Annotated in this window: 16 protein-coding genes; 9 read left to right on the forward strand and 7 right to left on the reverse strand. The window is 71.5% G+C overall.

Annotation, left to right across the window (positions count from 1 at the left end):
• The first annotated feature begins 37 nt into the window (after nucleotides 1-37).
• The 4 genes from OG989_RS22565 (at nucleotide 38) to OG989_RS22580 (ending at nucleotide 4,376) form a co-directional block, all read left to right on the forward strand.
• On the forward strand, nucleotides 38-487 hold the full coding sequence (locus tag OG989_RS22565; protein WP_327028345.1) for a helix-turn-helix transcriptional regulator: 450 nt from the start codon (nucleotides 38-40) through the stop codon (nucleotides 485-487).
• Nucleotides 488-492: 5 nt separating this feature from the next.
• Nucleotides 493-903, forward strand: coding sequence for a VOC family protein (locus tag OG989_RS22570; RefSeq protein ID WP_327028346.1), 411 nt, complete (start codon nucleotides 493-495; stop codon nucleotides 901-903).
• Between the two features lie 83 nt (nucleotides 904-986).
• Nucleotides 987-3,374 (forward strand): excinuclease ABC subunit UvrA, encoded by a 2,388-nt coding sequence (locus tag OG989_RS22575; RefSeq protein WP_327028347.1) that lies wholly within the window; start codon nucleotides 987-989, stop codon nucleotides 3,372-3,374.
• A 162-nt stretch (nucleotides 3,375-3,536) separates the two neighbouring features.
• The gene (locus tag OG989_RS22580) at nucleotides 3,537-4,376 is read left to right on the forward strand and encodes an alpha/beta fold hydrolase (protein ID WP_327028348.1); all 840 of its coding nucleotides are present in this window, start codon (nucleotides 3,537-3,539) and stop codon (nucleotides 4,374-4,376) included.
• A 104-nt stretch (nucleotides 4,377-4,480) separates the two neighbouring features.
• On the opposite strand, the gene OG989_RS22585 is transcribed toward OG989_RS22580, so the two are convergent.
• Nucleotides 4,481-5,074, reverse strand: a complete 594-nt coding sequence (locus OG989_RS22585) for an AAA family ATPase (protein ID WP_327028349.1) — start codon at nucleotides 5,072-5,074, stop codon at nucleotides 4,481-4,483.
• Nucleotides 5,075-5,130: 56 nt separating this feature from the next.
• Between OG989_RS22585 and OG989_RS22590 the strand changes: the two genes are divergently transcribed.
• Nucleotides 5,131-6,141, forward strand: coding sequence for a tyrosine-type recombinase/integrase (locus OG989_RS22590; RefSeq protein ID WP_327028350.1), 1,011 nt, complete (start codon nucleotides 5,131-5,133; stop codon nucleotides 6,139-6,141).
• A 146-nt stretch (nucleotides 6,142-6,287) separates the two neighbouring features.
• Here the strand turns inward: OG989_RS22590 and OG989_RS22595 are convergent, their stop codons facing one another.
• Nucleotides 6,288-7,154, reverse strand: coding sequence for a bifunctional 5,10-methylenetetrahydrofolate dehydrogenase/5,10-methenyltetrahydrofolate cyclohydrolase (locus tag OG989_RS22595; RefSeq protein ID WP_327028351.1), 867 nt, complete (start codon nucleotides 7,152-7,154; stop codon nucleotides 6,288-6,290).
• Between the two features lie 240 nt (nucleotides 7,155-7,394).
• On the opposite strand from OG989_RS22595, the gene OG989_RS22600 reads away from it, so the two are divergent.
• Nucleotides 7,395-8,549 (forward strand): carboxylate-amine ligase, encoded by a 1,155-nt coding sequence (locus OG989_RS22600; protein ID WP_327028352.1) that lies wholly within the window; start codon nucleotides 7,395-7,397, stop codon nucleotides 8,547-8,549.
• Between the two features lie 39 nt (nucleotides 8,550-8,588).
• Here OG989_RS22600 and OG989_RS22605 read toward each other — a convergent pair whose 3' ends face one another.
• Together OG989_RS22605 and OG989_RS22610 are read right to left on the reverse strand one after the other, a co-directional pair.
• On the reverse strand, nucleotides 8,589-10,169 hold the full coding sequence (locus tag OG989_RS22605; RefSeq protein WP_327028353.1) for an NAD(P)-binding domain-containing protein: 1,581 nt from the start codon (nucleotides 10,167-10,169) through the stop codon (nucleotides 8,589-8,591).
• A 103-nt stretch (nucleotides 10,170-10,272) separates the two neighbouring features.
• The gene (locus tag OG989_RS22610; protein WP_327028354.1) at nucleotides 10,273-11,052 is read right to left on the reverse strand and encodes an endonuclease/exonuclease/phosphatase family protein; all 780 of its coding nucleotides are present in this window, start codon (nucleotides 11,050-11,052) and stop codon (nucleotides 10,273-10,275) included.
• A gap of 198 nt (nucleotides 11,053-11,250) precedes the next feature.
• Here OG989_RS22610 and OG989_RS22615 point away from each other — a divergent pair, with 198 nt between their 5' ends.
• Nucleotides 11,251-12,024, forward strand: a complete 774-nt coding sequence (locus tag OG989_RS22615; RefSeq protein ID WP_393168629.1) for a sulfite exporter TauE/SafE family protein — start codon at nucleotides 11,251-11,253, stop codon at nucleotides 12,022-12,024.
• 43 nt (nucleotides 12,025-12,067) lie between these two features.
• Here the strand turns inward: OG989_RS22615 and OG989_RS22620 are convergent, their stop codons facing one another.
• A complete protein-coding gene (locus tag OG989_RS22620; protein WP_327028356.1) occupies nucleotides 12,068-12,679 on the reverse strand; it encodes a malonic semialdehyde reductase in 612 nt (203 codons plus the stop codon).
• Between the two features lie 100 nt (nucleotides 12,680-12,779).
• On the opposite strand from OG989_RS22620, the gene OG989_RS22625 reads away from it, so the two are divergent.
• Both OG989_RS22625 and OG989_RS22630 read left to right on the forward strand, forming a co-directional pair.
• Nucleotides 12,780-13,148 (forward strand): winged helix-turn-helix transcriptional regulator, encoded by a 369-nt coding sequence (locus OG989_RS22625; RefSeq protein ID WP_151456047.1) that lies wholly within the window; start codon nucleotides 12,780-12,782, stop codon nucleotides 13,146-13,148.
• Nucleotides 13,149-13,200: 52 nt separating this feature from the next.
• A complete protein-coding gene (locus tag OG989_RS22630; protein WP_327028357.1) occupies nucleotides 13,201-13,977 on the forward strand; it encodes a GNAT family N-acetyltransferase in 777 nt (258 codons plus the stop codon).
• Between the two features lie 50 nt (nucleotides 13,978-14,027).
• On the opposite strand, the gene def is transcribed toward OG989_RS22630, so the two are convergent.
• Both def and OG989_RS22640 read right to left on the reverse strand, forming a co-directional pair.
• Complete coding sequence (def, locus tag OG989_RS22635; protein ID WP_327028358.1) at nucleotides 14,028-14,537, reverse strand: peptide deformylase; 510 nt, start codon at nucleotides 14,535-14,537, stop codon at nucleotides 14,028-14,030.
• Between the two features lie 10 nt (nucleotides 14,538-14,547).
• Nucleotides 14,548-15,336, reverse strand: coding sequence for a TetR/AcrR family transcriptional regulator (locus tag OG989_RS22640; RefSeq protein ID WP_327028359.1), 789 nt, complete (start codon nucleotides 15,334-15,336; stop codon nucleotides 14,548-14,550).
• Nucleotides 15,337-15,359: the final 23 nt, after the last annotated feature.

A 15,359-nucleotide genomic window follows, 5' to 3' on the forward strand; every position in this document is an offset into this window, starting at 1 on the left:
CTGGGCAACCCCGACGACACGTGGCACGATCTCGCAGGTGACCAGCAGAGACGCCGCCGACCAGCACCTACGCGACCTCGCCCGGCTGCGCCGCGTCCGCGACCGCATCGACCGCGAGTACGCACAGCCCCTGGACGTCGAGGCGCTCGCCCGCGGCGCGAACATGTCAGCCGGACACCTCAGCCGCCAGTTCCGCCAGGCGTACGGCGAGTCACCGTACGCCTACCTCATGACCCGGCGCATCGAACGCGCCATGGCGCTGCTGCGCCGTGGCGACCTCAGCGTCACCGAAGTCTGTTTCGCCGTCGGCTGCTCCTCGCTGGGCACCTTCAGCACCCGCTTCACCGAACTGGTCGGTGTGCCGCCGAGCACCTACCGCGCCCGGACGGCTCACGCGACGGCGGAGATGCCAGCGTGCATCGCGAAACAGGTGACCAGACCGATCAGGAATCGAGAAGCACGCGCCAGGCAGCCGCAACTAGCCTGACCGGCATGGACATCACCATTCACTACGCCTTCCTCCCGCACACCGACGCCGACGCCGCCCTGACCTTCTACCGCGACACCCTCGGCTTCGAGGTCCGCAACGACGTCGGATACGACGGCATGCGCTGGCTCACCGTCGGCCCCGCCAACCAGCCCGGCACGTCCATCGTCCTGCACCCGCCGGCCGCCGAACCCGGCATCACCGACGACGAACGCCGCACCATCCTCGAACTCATCGCCAAGGGCAGCTACGGCGCCCTCACCCTGGCCACCGACGACCTCGACGGTCTCTTCGAGCGGCTACAGGCCAGCGGCGCCGACGTCGTCCAGGAACCCACCGCCCAGCCCTACGGCGTCCGCGACTGCGCCTTCCGCGACCCCACGGGCAACCTGATCCGCATCAACGAGCTGCACTGAGCCCTCCGGCACACCCAGACACCAGCCAGGCAACACCTCGACGCGGACCGCGACGGCGGCCCCGCGCAGCAGATGGAGACACGATGAGCACCGCCACGGGGACGGACACCCAGGCAACCGCCCACATCGCCGACAGCCACGACCTGATCCGCGTGCAGGGCGCGCGCGTGAACAACCTCAAGGACGTCAGCGTCGACATCCCGAAACGCCGCCTCACGGTCTTCACCGGCGTCTCCGGCTCGGGCAAGAGCTCACTCGTGTTCGGCACCATCGCCGCCGAGTCACAGCGGATGATCAACGAAACCTACAGCGCATTCCTGCAGGGCTTCATGCCGTCGCTCACCCGACCGGACGTCGACCTGCTCGACGGCCTGACCACGGCGATCATCGTCGACCAGGAACGGATGGGCGCCAACCCCCGCTCCACCGTCGGCACCGCCACCGACGCCAACGCCATGCTGCGCATCCTGTTCAGCCGCCTCGGCCAACCCCACATCGGCTCGCCCAACGCGTACTCCTTCAACATCCCCACCGTCCGCGCCAGCGGCGCGATCACCGTCGAACGCGGCAACAAGACCAAGGCCGAGAAGGCGACGTTCCACCGCCTCGGCGGCATGTGCCCCCGCTGCGAGGGCATGGGCACCGTCAACGACATCGACCTGACCGCCCTCTACGACGCCGGCAAGTCACTCAACGAGGGCGCCCTCACCATCCCCGGCTACAGCATGGACGGCTGGTACGGGCGCATCTTCCGCGGCTGCGGCTACTTCGACCCCGACAAGCCGATCAGCAAGTTCACCAAGAAGGAACTGCACGACCTGCTCCACCGGGAACCCACCAAGATCAAGATCGACGGCATCAACCTGACGTACGTCGGCATCATCCCGCAGATCCAGAAGTCCATCCTCGCCAAGGACGTCGACGCCCTCCAGCCCCACATCCGGGCCTTCGTCGAGCGCGCCGTCACCTTCCAGACCTGCCCGAGCTGCGACGGCACCCGACTCAGCCCCGAAGCCCGCGCATCGAAGATCAACGGCAGGAGCATCGCCGACGTCTGCGCCATGCAGATCAGCGACCTGGCCGAGTGGATCCGCGACCTCGACGAACCCCCGGTGGCCCCCCTGCTCAAGGGGCTGCAACACCTCCTCGACTCGTTCACGCAGATCGGCCTGGGCTACCTCTCACTCGACCGACCCTCCGGCACCCTGTCCGGGGGAGAGGCACAACGCACCAAGATGATCCGCCACCTCGGCTCGTCCCTCACCGACGTCACCTACGTCTTCGACGAACCCACCATCGGCCTGCACCCGCACGACATCGAACGGATGAACAACCTACTGCGGCAACTGCGCAACAAGGGCAACACCGTGCTCGTCGTCGAACACAAACCCGAGACCATCATGATCGCCGACCACGTCGTCGACCTCGGCCCCGGCGCCGGCACCCACGGCGGCACGATCTGCTTCGAAGGCACCGTCGAAGGACTGCGGGAAAGCGACACCGTCACCGGCCGCCACCTCGACGACCGGGCCGCCGTCAAGAAGACCGTACGCACGCCCACCGCCACCCTCGAGATCCGCGGCGCGACCGCGCACAACCTGCGTGATGTCGACGTCGACATCCCACTCGGCGTCCTGTGCGCCGTCACCGGCGTCGCCGGCTCCGGCAAGAGCTCGCTGATCCACGGTTCCGTCGCCGGCCGCGACGGCGTCGTCGTCATCGACCAGGGCGCGATCCGCGGCTCCCGACGCAGCAACCCGGCGACGTACACCGGCCTGCTCGACCCCATCCGCAAGGCGTTCGCCAAGGCCAACGGCGTCAAACCGGCACTGTTCAGCGCCAACTCCGAAGGCGCCTGCCCCACCTGCAACGGCGCTGGCGTCATCTACACCGACCTGGGCGTCATGGCGACCGTCGAGACCACCTGCGAGGAATGCGGCGGCAAGCGGTTCCAGGCGGCCGTCCTGGAATACACGCTGGGCGACCGGAACATCGCCGAGGTGCTCGCCATGCCCGTCGCCGAGGCCGAGGAGTTCTTCGGCACCGGCGAGGCGCGCATCCCCGCCGCCCACGCCATCCTGAACCGACTCGCCGACGTCGGACTGGGCTACCTCAGCCTCGGCCAACCCCTCACCACCCTCTCCGGCGGCGAGCGGCAACGCCTCAAGCTCGCCACCCACATGGCCGAGAAGGGCGGCGTCTACGTCCTCGACGAACCGACCACCGGCCTGCACCTCGCCGACGTCGAACAACTGCTCGCCCTGCTCGACCGGCTAGTCGAATCCGGCAAGTCGGTCATCGTCATCGAGCACCACCAGGCGGTCATGGCACACGCCGACTGGATCATCGACCTCGGCCCCGGCGCCGGCCACGACGGCGGCCGGATCGTCTTCGAGGGCACCCCCGCCGACCTCGTCGCCAAGCGGTCCACCCTCACCGGCGAACACCTCGCCACCTACGTCGGCGCCTGACCAAGGCCGCCGGCGGGCACCGGTCCGGCGGGCGCTCCCGCGCTGCGTCGGGCCGGGCCCGCCAACCGCGCCGACTGCGAACGCTCCGCGCCTTCATGGTGGCGGGGGAGCAGCGCCCGGCGGGCCGGGATCCGGCCGCTCGGCATGCGTACGCTCGCGGCCATGCCGACCGCAGTGATCGAGATGGACGACGGTGCACAGCTGCGCACCTGGACCACCGGCTCGCTGGAGCACGCGGACACTCCCTTGGTCGTCCTGCACGGGGGTCCGGGACTGCCGGACCATCTCGGCCCGGTCGCCGCCCTGGTCGGAGACCTGTGCCTGGTCCACCGCTACGACCAGCGAGGCACAGGCGGATCGGCCTGGGAGGGGGAGCACACGATCGCCCGCCACGTCCGGGACCTGGCGCTGTTGCTGGACGCGTGGGGGCATGACCGGGTCGTCCTGGTGGGGCACTCGTTCGGAACCAACCTGGCCGGCTACTTCACGCTGGCGCATCCCGAACGCGTGGCGGGGTCGATACAGATCGCCGGGCCCTTCCTGGACCCCTGGCGGGACGCCTACCGGGCGGTGCAGCGAGCACGACGCACCGGCGAGCAGCAGCACAGGCTCGACGAACTCGACGCGCTCGCATCGCGCACCGACGCCGAAGAGATCGAGTATCTCACCCTGTCGTGGTTCACCGACCACGCCGACCGGGCTCGAGCGTGGGACTGGGCACTGGCGTCGGCCCGCGCGCTGCGACCCGTCAACTACGCGATGAACAGCCAGCTCAATGCCGCGAAGAGGGCGGACCCGCTCGAATCGCACGTGGACGAGCTGCGCGAGCGCCTTCCCGCCGGCACCGTGATCATCGGTGGGGCAGACGACAGCCGTCCCGCCGAGGCCCTGCGACGACTCGGAGCCCGCCTCGGCTGCGAGGTCGTCTCATCCCGAACGCGGGCCACCATCCCTGGCTGGAAGCGCCGGACCAGTTCACCGCGGCGTTCCGCGCCGCGGTGACGAGAGCGTGCCTGACGAATCACCGGGACGATGGCGAAGGCGCGGCGCCATAGGCCTCAAAACCACAGGCAGACCGACCGTGGCCAGTGATTCGATAATGTACATTATGTCAAGTAAGCCGGATCGGGCCCTCCCTCGGCTCGGTCCGACGGCAGGTCGGCGAGGCGCCACAGGTGCGCCTCCACCAGCGCCACACGCACCTGCACCGGCGCGGGCGGCACCGCGATCAGGTGGTGCCCGTGCGCCCGGTAGACCTTCTCGTGCACGCGGGCGAACGCCAGCGACTCGGCGTAGCCGATCCGGCGGGCGGCACTCGGTGTCACGAAGCCCAGCGGCTCGACCAGGAACACCTGCCGCTGGTAGGCGCCGTCCCGCAGCACCCGCCGCACCTCCTCGGTGAGCAAGCGCCCCGGCGGGCGCCCCAGATATTGCGCGAGGGCCAACGTGCACAGCGGCGACCGGTCGTGGAACTGCACCGACCCGTACGCCCCGGGCGCCTCGCGGCGCTCCCGCTGGAGCCGCGTGACGGCGTCGACGAACCCGGCCTCCCGCCACGGTTCGGCGACGCCCCGCCCCTGCTGGGCCGCGATGACGTCGGTGGCCGCCTCGGCGACGACGTCCCACCCGCGTCGACGCAGCGCGTCGGCGAGTGTCGTCTTGCCCGCCCCCGGCGCACCTGTCAGTACGTACCGCCGCATGCTCTCCCCTCTCCCGCCGTTGCCGGCGAACCCGAAAATGCTGCATAATATCCCTTATGCATGACAAACAGGACGAATCGGTACGGCGGCTCATCGAGGAGTTCCTGACGGCCCGCGCGACCCGCAAGCCCTCCCCCCACACGCTGGAGGCGTACCGGCGGGACCTGCGCGCCGTCGCCGAACTGGCGGCCGAGGAGAGCACCCCTCCCCTCCCCCTTGACTCGCTGCCCGTCGCCGCCCTCACCGCCCGCGTCATGCGCGCGGCATTCGCCCGGTTCGCCGCTCCCCGCGCGGCCGCGTCGGTGCACCGGGCGTGGTCCACCTGGAACAGTTTCTTTTCCTTCCTGGTCGCCGATGGAGTGGTCGCCGGCAACCCGATGCCGGCGGTCGGTCGTCCCCGGGCGCCTCTCCCCCAGCCCAAGCCGCTGCGCGGCGCGGACACCCCCGAGCAGCTGCTCGCCTCGGTGGCCCGGCAGGAGGGCCGGCAGCGCGACCCGTGGCCGGAGCGCGACCTGGCGGTGCTGGCGTTGGCGCTCTGCGCGGGGTTGCGGCTGTCGGAGCTGCTGGCGCTGCGGGTGGGATCGTTGACGGGCCGTGCGGGCGAGCGGCGGGTCGACGTGGCCGGCAAGGGCGGGCGGCCGAGGGTGGTGCCGATCGAGCCGGAGCTGGACGGGGTCCTGGCGGGCTACCTGGACAGCCGGGTGCGGCGGTTCGGGTCGCGTACGGTGCGGCCGGACGCGCCGCTGCTGGTGGACCGGCAGGGTGAGCCGCTGCGCCGGGGCGGGCTGCAGTATCTGGTGGAGTCCTGCTACCGGCGGGCGGGCATCACCGACCGGGTGCCGCGGGGGGCGCGATTGCACGCGTTGCGGCACACCTTCGCGACGCGGTTGGCGGAGGACGGAGCGAGCGCGGCGGAGATCATGCGGTTGCTGGGTCACGCGTCGTTGGCGTCGTCGCAGACGTACATCGAGGTGACGGCCGGGCAGCAGCGCGCCGCGGTGCGGTCCAACCGCACCAATCGGGCGTTGGCGGGGTTGGTGGCGGCGGAGGGCGACGCGCGGTCGTGAGGCGGTACGCGGCGGGCGTCGCGGAGCGCGGTGCCCGGCCGGCGGGCTCGTCGGAGCGCGCGCCCATGGCCCGTGCGGGTGTCGGGCGTGGCCGCCGAGGGGCGGTCGGCCCGGCGTCGGGGACCCCGACGCCGGGCCGGGGACGGTCAGGCGTGGCCGGTGGCGCGGCGGGCGGCGTCGAGGGCGTTGCGGAAGAGCATGGCGACGGTGGTGGGGCCGACGCCGCCGACGCGGGGGGTGATGGCGCCGGCGACGTCGGCGCAGCTTTCGGCGACGTCGGGCAGGAGGCGTCGGCCTTCGTAGCGGACGCCGCCGCCGATGACGACGGCGCCGGGGCGGACGTGTTCGGGTTGGATGATGCCGGGGACGCCGGCGGCGGCGATGAGGATGTCGGCGCGGCGGGTGTGGGTGGCCCAGTCGGGGACGCCGGTGTGCACGACGGTGACGGCGGCGTTGGCGGTGGGTCGTTTCTGGGTGAGCAGCAGGGCGAGGGGGCGGCCGAGGGTGGCGCCGCGGCCGAGGATGACGACGTCGCGGCCGGCGACGGGGATGTCGTGGAAGGCGAGCAGGGCTTCGATGCCGGCGGGTGTGCAGGGCAGGGGTCCGGGCAGGCCGAGGGCGAGGCGTCCCATGTTGAGGGGGTGCATGCCGTCGACGTCGAGGTCGGGGTCCATGGTCTGCAGGGCGCGGTCGTAGTCGAGGTGTGCGGGGATGGGGTGCTGGATGAGCAGTCCGTGCACGTCGGGTGCGGTGTTGAAGTCGGCGATGGCGTGGTGCAGGTCGGCCTGGGTGGCGGTGGCGGGCAGGTGTACGTGGGGTGAGGCGAAGCCGAGTTCGCTGGCCTGGCGTTGCTTGATGCGGATGTAGCCGGCGCTGGCGTCGTCGTCGCCGACGAGGATGGTGGCGAGGCCGGGGGTGGTGCCTGCGGCGCGCAGTGCGGTGACGCCGGCGGCGACGTCGGTGAGGATGTGGTCGGCGACGGGGGTGCCGGGCAGGAGTCGGGCGGTGGGCATGGTGCTCCTCTGCCGGCGGGGCCCAGGCGGTCGACCTCCGCGCGTGGAGCTCCCCGATGGTTTGGTGCCCATCCTCTGGCCGCCAGTCGCGTCTGGGGTCAGCTTGCCACAGGGGGTCGGGTGTGGCGTGTCCCGGTGGTGGCTGCCGCGTCGGCGTACTGACTGTGGGTGTCCCGTTGGTCACTGGTTCGGGCTACCCTGTCGGCCTGTCCGTGTCGGGCGCTCGCCCGGGTGTCGTGAGTGGAGGCCGTGGTGCCGGTGCAGGTCGGCGGGGATGGTGTGGTGTCGGGTCCGCGGTTGGGGGTGGAGGAGGAGTTCCTGCTGGTCGATCCGGTGAGTCGGGGTGTGGTGCCGGGTGCGGGGGCGGTGGTGGATCGGGCCGTGGCGCGGTTGGGTTCGCGGGTGTCGGGTGAGATCACGACGTTGCACGTGGAGACAAGGACGGATCCGACGGCGTCGGTGCGGGGGTTGTTGGAGCAGTTGGTGGAGGCTCGTCGGGTGGTGGCGGAGTGCGCGGCGGTCGACGGGTTGCGGATCGTGGCGACCGGTACGCCGGTGTTGCCGGGTGCGACGGCGCCGCCGGTGACGCGGGGGCCGCGGCAGGATCGGGGTACGGCGACGTTCCGGGGGTTGCACGACGAGTTGGCGATCTGTGCGTTGCACGTGCACGTGGAGTTGCCGGATCGGGAGCGGGCGTTGCTGGTGAGCAATCATCTGCGGGCGTATCTGCCGTTGTTGATCGCGTTGACGGCGAATTCGCCGTTCTGGGAGGGGCGGGATTCGGGTTATGCGGGTTGGCGGTCGATGATCTGGTCGCGGTGGCCGGTGGCGGGGCCACCGCCGCGGTTCACGTCGGTGGCTCACTACGAGCGGGTGGTGGAGATGTTGTCGGCGGCGGGGGCGGTGGTGGATCCGGGGACGTTGTTCTGGGACATCCGGCCGTCGGTGACGCATCCGACGTTGGAGGTGCGGGTGTCGGACGTGCCGGTGTCGGCGCAGGAGTCGGCGTTGGTGGCGGCGTTGGTGCGGGCGTTGGTGGTGCGGGGGTTGGAGGCGGTGGATCGGGGTGATCACGGTCCGGAGGTTGCCGGGGAGTGGTTGCGGGCGGCGTACTGGCGGGCGGCGCGTGACGGGTTGGCGGGTTCGTTGCCGGAGGTCGGTTCGGGTCGGTTGCGTCCGGCGCGGGAGGTGTTGGGTGAGGTGGTGGCGTGGTTGGCGCCGGTGTTGCGGGCGTGTGGGGACGAGGATCTGGTGCGGGGCTGGTCGGAGCGGTTGTTGGCGGTGGGTGGTGGTGCGGTGCGGCAGCGGGCGGCGGCGGGTCGGCGGGGTCGGTTGACGGATGTGGTGGATTTTCTGGTGGCGCAGACGGTGGTGGGCGAGTTGCAGCCGGCGTAGGTGTGTGGTCGAGGTTGGCCCGGTGGTGGGGCGTGCGGGTCAGCGGTGGCGGTGCAGTTCGCGGGTGAAGTAGTCGCGCAGGGGTGTCACGTGGCGGTCGGGGCGGCGCCATTCGGCGAGCAGGTCTTCGAGCAGGTGGAGTTCGTCGACGAGGGTGTCGCCGTGGTAGCGGCGGATGACGGGGTGGATGAAGGCGCTTTCGGCGGCGCGGTCGGGTTGGGGGTGGCGTTCGATGGCGAAGACGTCGCCGTAGTCGTCGCGGCCCCAGCGGAGGCTGACGGTGTAATAGTGCGGGTGGTCGTGGAAGCGGGCGCGGACGTGGTCTTCGGGCAGGTCGGTGTAGTGGCGTAGCTGGCCGTGGGGGTCGACGACGAGGGCGTCGCAGAGGAATTCGAACTGGGTCCAGAGGGCGGAGCTCCAGTTGACCCGGTCGAGGACGAGGGTGGTGAGGGTGTCGGGGTCGGGGTCGACGAGGGTGTGTGGCAGGGGTACGCCGTCGTAGCGTTCGCGTAGCAGGGCGGTGAGGGTGCGCAGGTTGTAGCGGAATCCGTCGATGAAGGCGGAGGAGGCCTTCTTGAGGTCGCGGTCCTGGGCGAGGGTGCCGGCGAAGTAGAGGCCGTCGATGTTGGTGGACTGCCAGTCGCCGGTGGTGGTGGGCATGCGGCCGCTGGGGACCATGTCGGGTCGGCAGGTGGGGTCGAAGGGGCTGGTGTCCATGGTGAAGCCGGTGCAGCGCAGGACGGTTTCGTAGTCCATGACGGCGGTTTCGCCGTCGGCGTGGGTGTAGGTGAGGTGCACCTGGTAGCGGTTGTCGAGGGGGCGGATCTCGTCGATGACGCAGTCGAGTACGGAGTGCAGGGTCTTGAACTGGTAGCTGTCGAGGACGGCGCCGTGGTGGCCGCGGACGTCTCCGGGGTGTTTGGTGTTCCAGGCCAGGCGTAGTGGGCGGGGGCTGGCGAGGTGGATCATGGCGGCGTGGCCGAGGATCGCGGAGGCGGTTTCGAACGCGGAGTTGCCCTTGCCGAGGATGAGGACGCGTTGGCCGGCGTAGGCGGCGGGGTCGGTGTGCATGTCCTCGTAGCCGGTGGCGTGTTCGATGCCGCGGATGTCGGGGATGTTGGGTCGGCCCCAGCCGGTGGCGACGATGAGGCAGTGGCAGTGCAGGACGCGGTCGGGGGTGTGGACGAGGAAGCCGTCGTCGAGGCGTTCGATCCGGTTGGCGGGGGTGTCGAAGCGTACGGCGAGTTGGTGGTAGCGCTGGAAGTCGGTGAGGTAGCGCACCATGTCGTCGGCGTGGGGGAAGTATTCGCTGCTGTACTTGGCGAAGGGCAGGTCGGCGGGTTCGTGCAGCAGTGAGTTCCAGTCCCAGCGCAGGCGGATCTCGGGGTCGGTGCTGGTGGTGTGGACCTTGTTGAGGGAGATGAGCCGGCGGTGGCGGGGGAAGTGGCGGAAGAATTCGGCGGGTGCGGGGGCGCGTTCGAGGGTGACGTAGTCGCAGCCGGCCTGTTGGAGGTAGTAGCTGAGTTGGATGCCGGCTGGTCCGGCTCCGATGATGACGTACCGGTGGTGTTCGGTGGTGGGGTCGTGGTGGCTCGTCGGGCCTGGGGTGGGTGCCGTCACGCCAGAGACCTTCGCCGATGTGGCGGGTTGGTGTCAACGCTGGGTGGGGTGACGGTGACGCGACCGCTGGTGAGTGGTGTCGCCTCCCCTGCGGTGTGCGCGGTCAGCCGAGGTCGACCAGGAGGGGGCGGTGGTCGGAGATGGTGGACAGGGGGGTGTGTACGGCGGTGACGGGTGGCAGCTGGTCGAGGCTGTGGCGGTCGGCGAGGATGTGGTCGAGTTGGACGCGGGGTTGCCCGGCGGGGTAGGTGGGGCGGCGGCCGAGGGGGTGCCAGCCGGTGAGGAGTCGGGCGGCGCCGGCGGGCAGGTTGAGGTCGCCGAGGAGGATCCGTGGGGCGGGCAGGGTGCGCAGTGCGCGGACGGTCTGGCGGAGTTGGTGGGCGTTCCAGCCGGGGACGAAGGACAGGTGGGTGGCGGCGACGGTGAGCCGTCCGTGTGGGGTGTCGAGGACGGCGGCGAGGACGACGCGGGGTTCGTCGCGCAGGAGGATGAGTCCGCCGCGGGGGCCGGGGACGTAGACGGGTGAGCGTACGGGGGCGGGGCGCAGTCGGGTGACCTGCCAGGTGTGGACGCGGTGGCGGGTGACGAGGCCGACGCCGTAGCAGGGTTCGCCGTGTCCGTCGTCGTCGTGGGTGAGGGGGCGGAACTGTTCGCCGGGGGTGCCGACGACGGCGGCGGCGAAGCGGTGTTCGCTGGCGTCGAGGGCGCGGGCGGCGATGGCGGTGAGGTCGAGTTTGCCGCTGCGGCTCTGGTCGCGGTCGACTTCCTGTAGGGCGAGGACGTCGGCGTCGAGGGCGGTGACGGCGGCGGTGAGCCGGTCGGGGTCGACGAGTCCGTCGGCGAGGGATCGGCCGTGCAGCAGGTTGAAGGTGGCCAGGCGCACGCTTGCACCCTACGTGGCCGTGGGAGGGTTGCCGGGTGTTGAAGGTGTTGTTGTGCTCGGTGCTGTTGTTCGTGGCGTTGTCGGCGGTGGGTGTGTGGCTGCGTCGGGCGCGGGGTCGGTGACCTGCGGTTCCGGTGAGGCTGGCCACAGGCGGCGTCGTGGGGTGGGTGGTGGTGGGCAGAATGGCGGCCCGTGGATGTGGATCCCCTGTCGTTGACGACCCTGCTCGCCGCGGCCGCGATGGCCGGTTGGATCGACGCCGTGGTGGGTGGTGGTGGTCTGCTGTTGTTGCCGGTGTTGATGGTGGCGGCGCCGGGGATGCCGGTGGCGTCGGCGTTGGCCACGAACAAGTTGACGGCGATCGCGGGTACGACGACGGCGGCGGTGACGTACGCGCGCCGCACGAAGATCGACTGGGCGGTGGCGGGGCCGTCGGCGGTGCTGGCGATGTGTTGCGCCGGGGTGGGTGCGGCGTTGGCGGGGGCGGTGCCGGCGTCGGCGTACCGGCCGGTGGTGCTGGTGGTGCTGGTGTCGGTGGCGGCGTTCGTGGTGTTGCGTCCGCGGTTGGGGGTGGTGGCGCAGCCGCATCGGCGTACCCGGGTGCGGGTGGGTGTGGCGGTCGCGGTGGCGGGGGTGGGTATCGCCCTGTACGACGGGCTGGTGGGTCCGGGTACGGGGACGTTCCTGGTGGTGGCGTTCACGGCGCTGGTGGGGGCGGACTTCGTGCACGGCTCGGCGATGGCGAAGGTCGTGAACGTGGGCACGAACCTGGGGGCGTTGGCGGTGTTCGCGGCGACGGGGCACGTGTGGTGGCTGCTGGGGGCGGCGATGGCGGTGTGCAACATCGCCGGGGCGGCGTTGGGGGCGCGGATGGCGTTGCGGCGTGGCTCGGGTTTCGTGCGGGTGGTGCTGTTGGTGGTGGTGCTGGCGTTGGTCGGCAAGTTGGGCTTCGACCAGTGGGTGGCGGCCTGACGGTCGCCACCCACTGCTCGTCGGTCCCCCGGTGGTCGCCGGGTCAGGCGTGTCGGACGACGTCGGTGTAGTCGAGGCGGGGCAGGCGGGGGAACCAGGCGTTCTCGCCGGGGCGGCCGATGTTGACCACGAGCAGGGTCTTCCAGGTGTTGTCGGCGAAGAACTCGCGGTCGATGGCGGCGGCGTCGAAGCCGGCCATGGGGCCGGCGGCGAGGCCGGCGGCGCGGACGGCGAGCAGGAAGTAGCCGATCTGGAGGGTGGCGTTGAAGCGGGCCATGCGCTCGCGCGCCTCGGGCTTGTCGGCGAGGTCGTCGCGCATCTGGGGCCGGATGGGGAAGACCTGCGGGATGAACTCGTGGAAGTCGGTGTCGGCGGCGAGTACGGCGACCATGGGGGCGCTGGCGGTCTTGGCCTTGTTGCCTTCGCTCATGTGGGCGACCAGGCGGGTGCGGGCGTCGCCGGGGCGCACGTAGAGGATGCGCAGGGGCTGGGTGTTGGCGGCGGTGGGTGGGAACTTGGCGATTTCGAAGATCGCCTGGAGTTGTTCGTCGGTGACCGGCTCGTCGGTGAAGGTGTTGGCGGTGCGGGCGTCGGTGAACAGCAGCGCCTGGGCCTCGGGGTCCAGGTTGATCAGGGGCGAGTGGACGTCGGTCATCGGGGTGTCTCCATCGAATCGGCGGACTTGCTTCGGCTACGGTAGCAGCTAGCTTTTTACTAGTCCCTTGTTCGGGGGATGTCCGCCGTATCCTGGGGTCATGACGGTCAGGCCACAGGTGGGCGACACGCCCCGCACGTGTGACGGGGGCGTCGCCCGGGCCTTCGCGTTTCTCGGCAAGCGGTGGAACGGCATGCTCCTGAGCACCCTCGCCGACGGGCCGGCCGGCTTCGCCGAGCTGACCCGCGCCCTGCCCGGGATCAGCGAGTCCGTGCTCTCCGACCGGCTGGGCGAGCTTGTGCGGATCGGGCTGGTCAGCCGCAGCGTCCGGCAGGGTCCCCCGGTGGGGGTGAGCTACGAGCTCACCGGGCCGGGCGCGGCACTGCTGCCGGTGCTCGACGCGTTGGGCCGGTGGGCGCACGAGAACCTTCCCGCCGAGCCGGAGGCGGCCACCCCGTCGGGCTGCTGAGCACGCCGGCGTCGGGCGGAGCGCCCCGCGCCGGATGTGTGATCATCGGCGGATGCCGGTACGCGCCGAACACGACCGGACCGTCCTGGCCGCGCTGCTCGGGCGGGACCCGGTGCTGCACGCGTACCAGCTCGGTGACCTGGACGACTTCTTCTGGCCGTACACCTCCTGGTTCCGCCACGACGAGGAGGTGGCGTTGCTCTACCACGGCGCGGACCCGCCCACGTTGCTGGCGTTCGCGGCCCCGCCACGGGTGCACCGGCTGGCGGCGCTGCTGCGCCAGATGGCGCCGGTGCTGCCGGCCCGCCTGTGGGCGCACCTGTCCCCCGGCCTGGAGCCGGCCCTGGCCGGGATGTTCCGGATGGACGCGGCCGGCCCGCACCACCGGATGGCCCTGACCGACGCGGCGCGGCTGGACACGGTGACCCCGGCGGGATCGGTGCTGGACGCCGACGACCTGCCGGCGCTGCGCCGGCTGTACGACGTGGCCTACCCGGGCAACTGGTTCGACCCGCGGATGCTCGACACCGGCCAGTACGTGGGCGTGCGCGACGGCGGTGAGCTGGTGGCGGTCGCCGGGGTGCACGTGTTCTCCCCCGCGTACCGGGTGGCGGCGCTGGGCAACGTGACCACCCATCCCCGGCTGCGCGGGCGGGGGCTGGCCGGAGCGGTGGTGGCCGCGCTGTGCCGGCGGCTGCGCGAGCACGTCACGCACGTCACGCTCAACGTGAAGGCGGACAACGCGGCGGCGTTGCGGCTCTACGGGCGGCTGGGCTTCACCCGGGTGGCCGACTACGGCGAGTACGCGCTGCGCCCCCACGACAGCTGAGTCACGCCCCCGACGACCAGGGCGTCGGGGGCGTGCAGGGTGCGGGCGGGTCAGCCGCGGCGGCTGGGTGAGTCGAAGCGGCCGGCGCGGATCTCCCGCAGCGCCTTGCGGCGGGTGTCGCCGCGCAGGGTGTCGACGTAGAGGCGGCCGGCGAGGTGGTCGGTCTCGTGTTGCAGGGCCCGGGCGAGGAAACCGCTGCCGGAGATGGTCAGCGGCTCGCCGTGCTGGTCGAAGCCGTGGGCGGTGGCGTGCAGGGCGCGCCTGGTCGGGAAGTAGAGCCCCGGGATGGACAGGCAGCCCTCGTCGTCGTCCTGCAGTTCCTCCGACAGCTCGAGCGTCGGGTTGACCAGGTGGCCGCGGTGGCCGTCGGCGTCGTAGACGAACACCTGGGCGTTGACGCCGATCTGGGGAGCGGCGACGCCGGCGCGGCCGGGGGCGCCGAGCAGGGTGTCCATCAGGTCGGTGACCAGGGCGCGCAGTTCGGCGTCGAAGCTGGTGACGGGCTCGCTGGGGGTGCGCAGCACGGGGTCACCGATGATCCTGATGGGGCGCATCGTCATGTCGGCCAGGTTATCGCTCGCCGGTCGTGGCGGCGGCGTCCGGGCGGGTGGCGACGAGGACCTCGATGCCGTCGAGGATGCGAGCCAGGCCGAACTCGAAGGCGCCGTGGGGGTTGGCGGCGGCCTGGTACTCCTGGCCGGCGGCGGTGCCGACGCGGGCGGCGAGGGGGTAGCGGCGCGGGTCGAGGGCCTTCTCCAGGTAGGGGGCGTGGGCCTGCCACCACTGCTGCTCGGTCATGCCGGTGCGCGCGGCGGCCTGGGCGGCCTCCACGGCGCTGCGCACGGCGCCGTGGACGTAGCCGGAGACGAGGGTGACGACGGCGTCCATCTCCAGGTCGGTCAGGCCGATGCCGTCGACGGCGCGCAGTTCGTACTCGTAGCGGGCGATGACGTTGGGGCCCAGCGGGGGGCGGGTGGTGGCGACCTGCAGCAGCCAGGGGTGGCGCAGGTAGAGCGCCCAGGTCTCGCGGGCGACGTGGGTGAGCCGCTCCCGCCAGCCGCCGGGCACGTCGTCGGGGCGGGCGGTCTCGCCGTAGACGGTGTCGAGCATGACGTCGAGCAGTTCGCCCTTGCCCGGGACGTAGGTGTAGAGGGACATGGTGCCGACGCCGAGGCGTTCGGCGACGCGGCGCATGGACAGGGCGGCGAGGCCCTCGGCATCGGCCACCTCGATGGCGGCGCGCACGATGCGGTCCACCGACAGGTCGGGCCGGCCCTTGCGGCTGGTGCGTTCGCGGGTACGCCAGAGCAGGGCGAGGCTGCGCGCGGGGTCGCCGGTGCCGCTGTACTCGGTCGTCATCCCGGCACTGTATCGTCCGCCGT

Origin of the sequence: Micromonospora sp. NBC_01740, from assembly GCF_035920365.1 — a bacterium.
In the GTDB taxonomy this organism is placed as follows: domain Bacteria; phylum Actinomycetota; class Actinomycetes; order Mycobacteriales; family Micromonosporaceae; genus Micromonospora; species Micromonospora reichwaldensis.

Excerpts from the sequence above, each read along its gene's own strand:
- OG989_RS22595 (WP_327028351.1), bottom strand. The coding sequence starts at position 7,154 with ATGCCCACCGCCCGACTCCTGCCCGGCACCCCCGTCGCCGACCACATC.
- OG989_RS22590 (WP_327028350.1), top strand. The coding sequence starts at position 5,131 with ATGCATGACAAACAGGACGAATCGGTACGGCGGCTCATCGAGGAGTTC.
- def (WP_327028358.1), bottom strand. The coding sequence starts at position 14,537 with ATGACGATGCGCCCCATCAGGATCATCGGTGACCCCGTGCTGCGCACC.
- OG989_RS22575 (WP_327028347.1), top strand. The coding sequence starts at position 987 with ATGAGCACCGCCACGGGGACGGACACCCAGGCAACCGCCCACATCGCC.
- OG989_RS22625 (WP_151456047.1), top strand. The coding sequence starts at position 12,780 with ATGACGGTCAGGCCACAGGTGGGCGACACGCCCCGCACGTGTGACGGG.
- OG989_RS22580 (WP_327028348.1), top strand. The coding sequence starts at position 3,537 with ATGCCGACCGCAGTGATCGAGATGGACGACGGTGCACAGCTGCGCACC.
- OG989_RS22570 (WP_327028346.1), top strand. The coding sequence starts at position 493 with ATGGACATCACCATTCACTACGCCTTCCTCCCGCACACCGACGCCGAC.
- OG989_RS22585 (WP_327028349.1), bottom strand. The coding sequence starts at position 5,074 with ATGCGGCGGTACGTACTGACAGGTGCGCCGGGGGCGGGCAAGACGACA.
- OG989_RS22640 (WP_327028359.1), bottom strand. The coding sequence starts at position 15,336 with ATGACGACCGAGTACAGCGGCACCGGCGACCCCGCGCGCAGCCTCGCC.
- OG989_RS22620 (WP_327028356.1), bottom strand. The coding sequence starts at position 12,679 with ATGACCGACGTCCACTCGCCCCTGATCAACCTGGACCCCGAGGCCCAG.
- OG989_RS22630 (WP_327028357.1), top strand. The coding sequence starts at position 13,201 with ATGCCGGTACGCGCCGAACACGACCGGACCGTCCTGGCCGCGCTGCTC.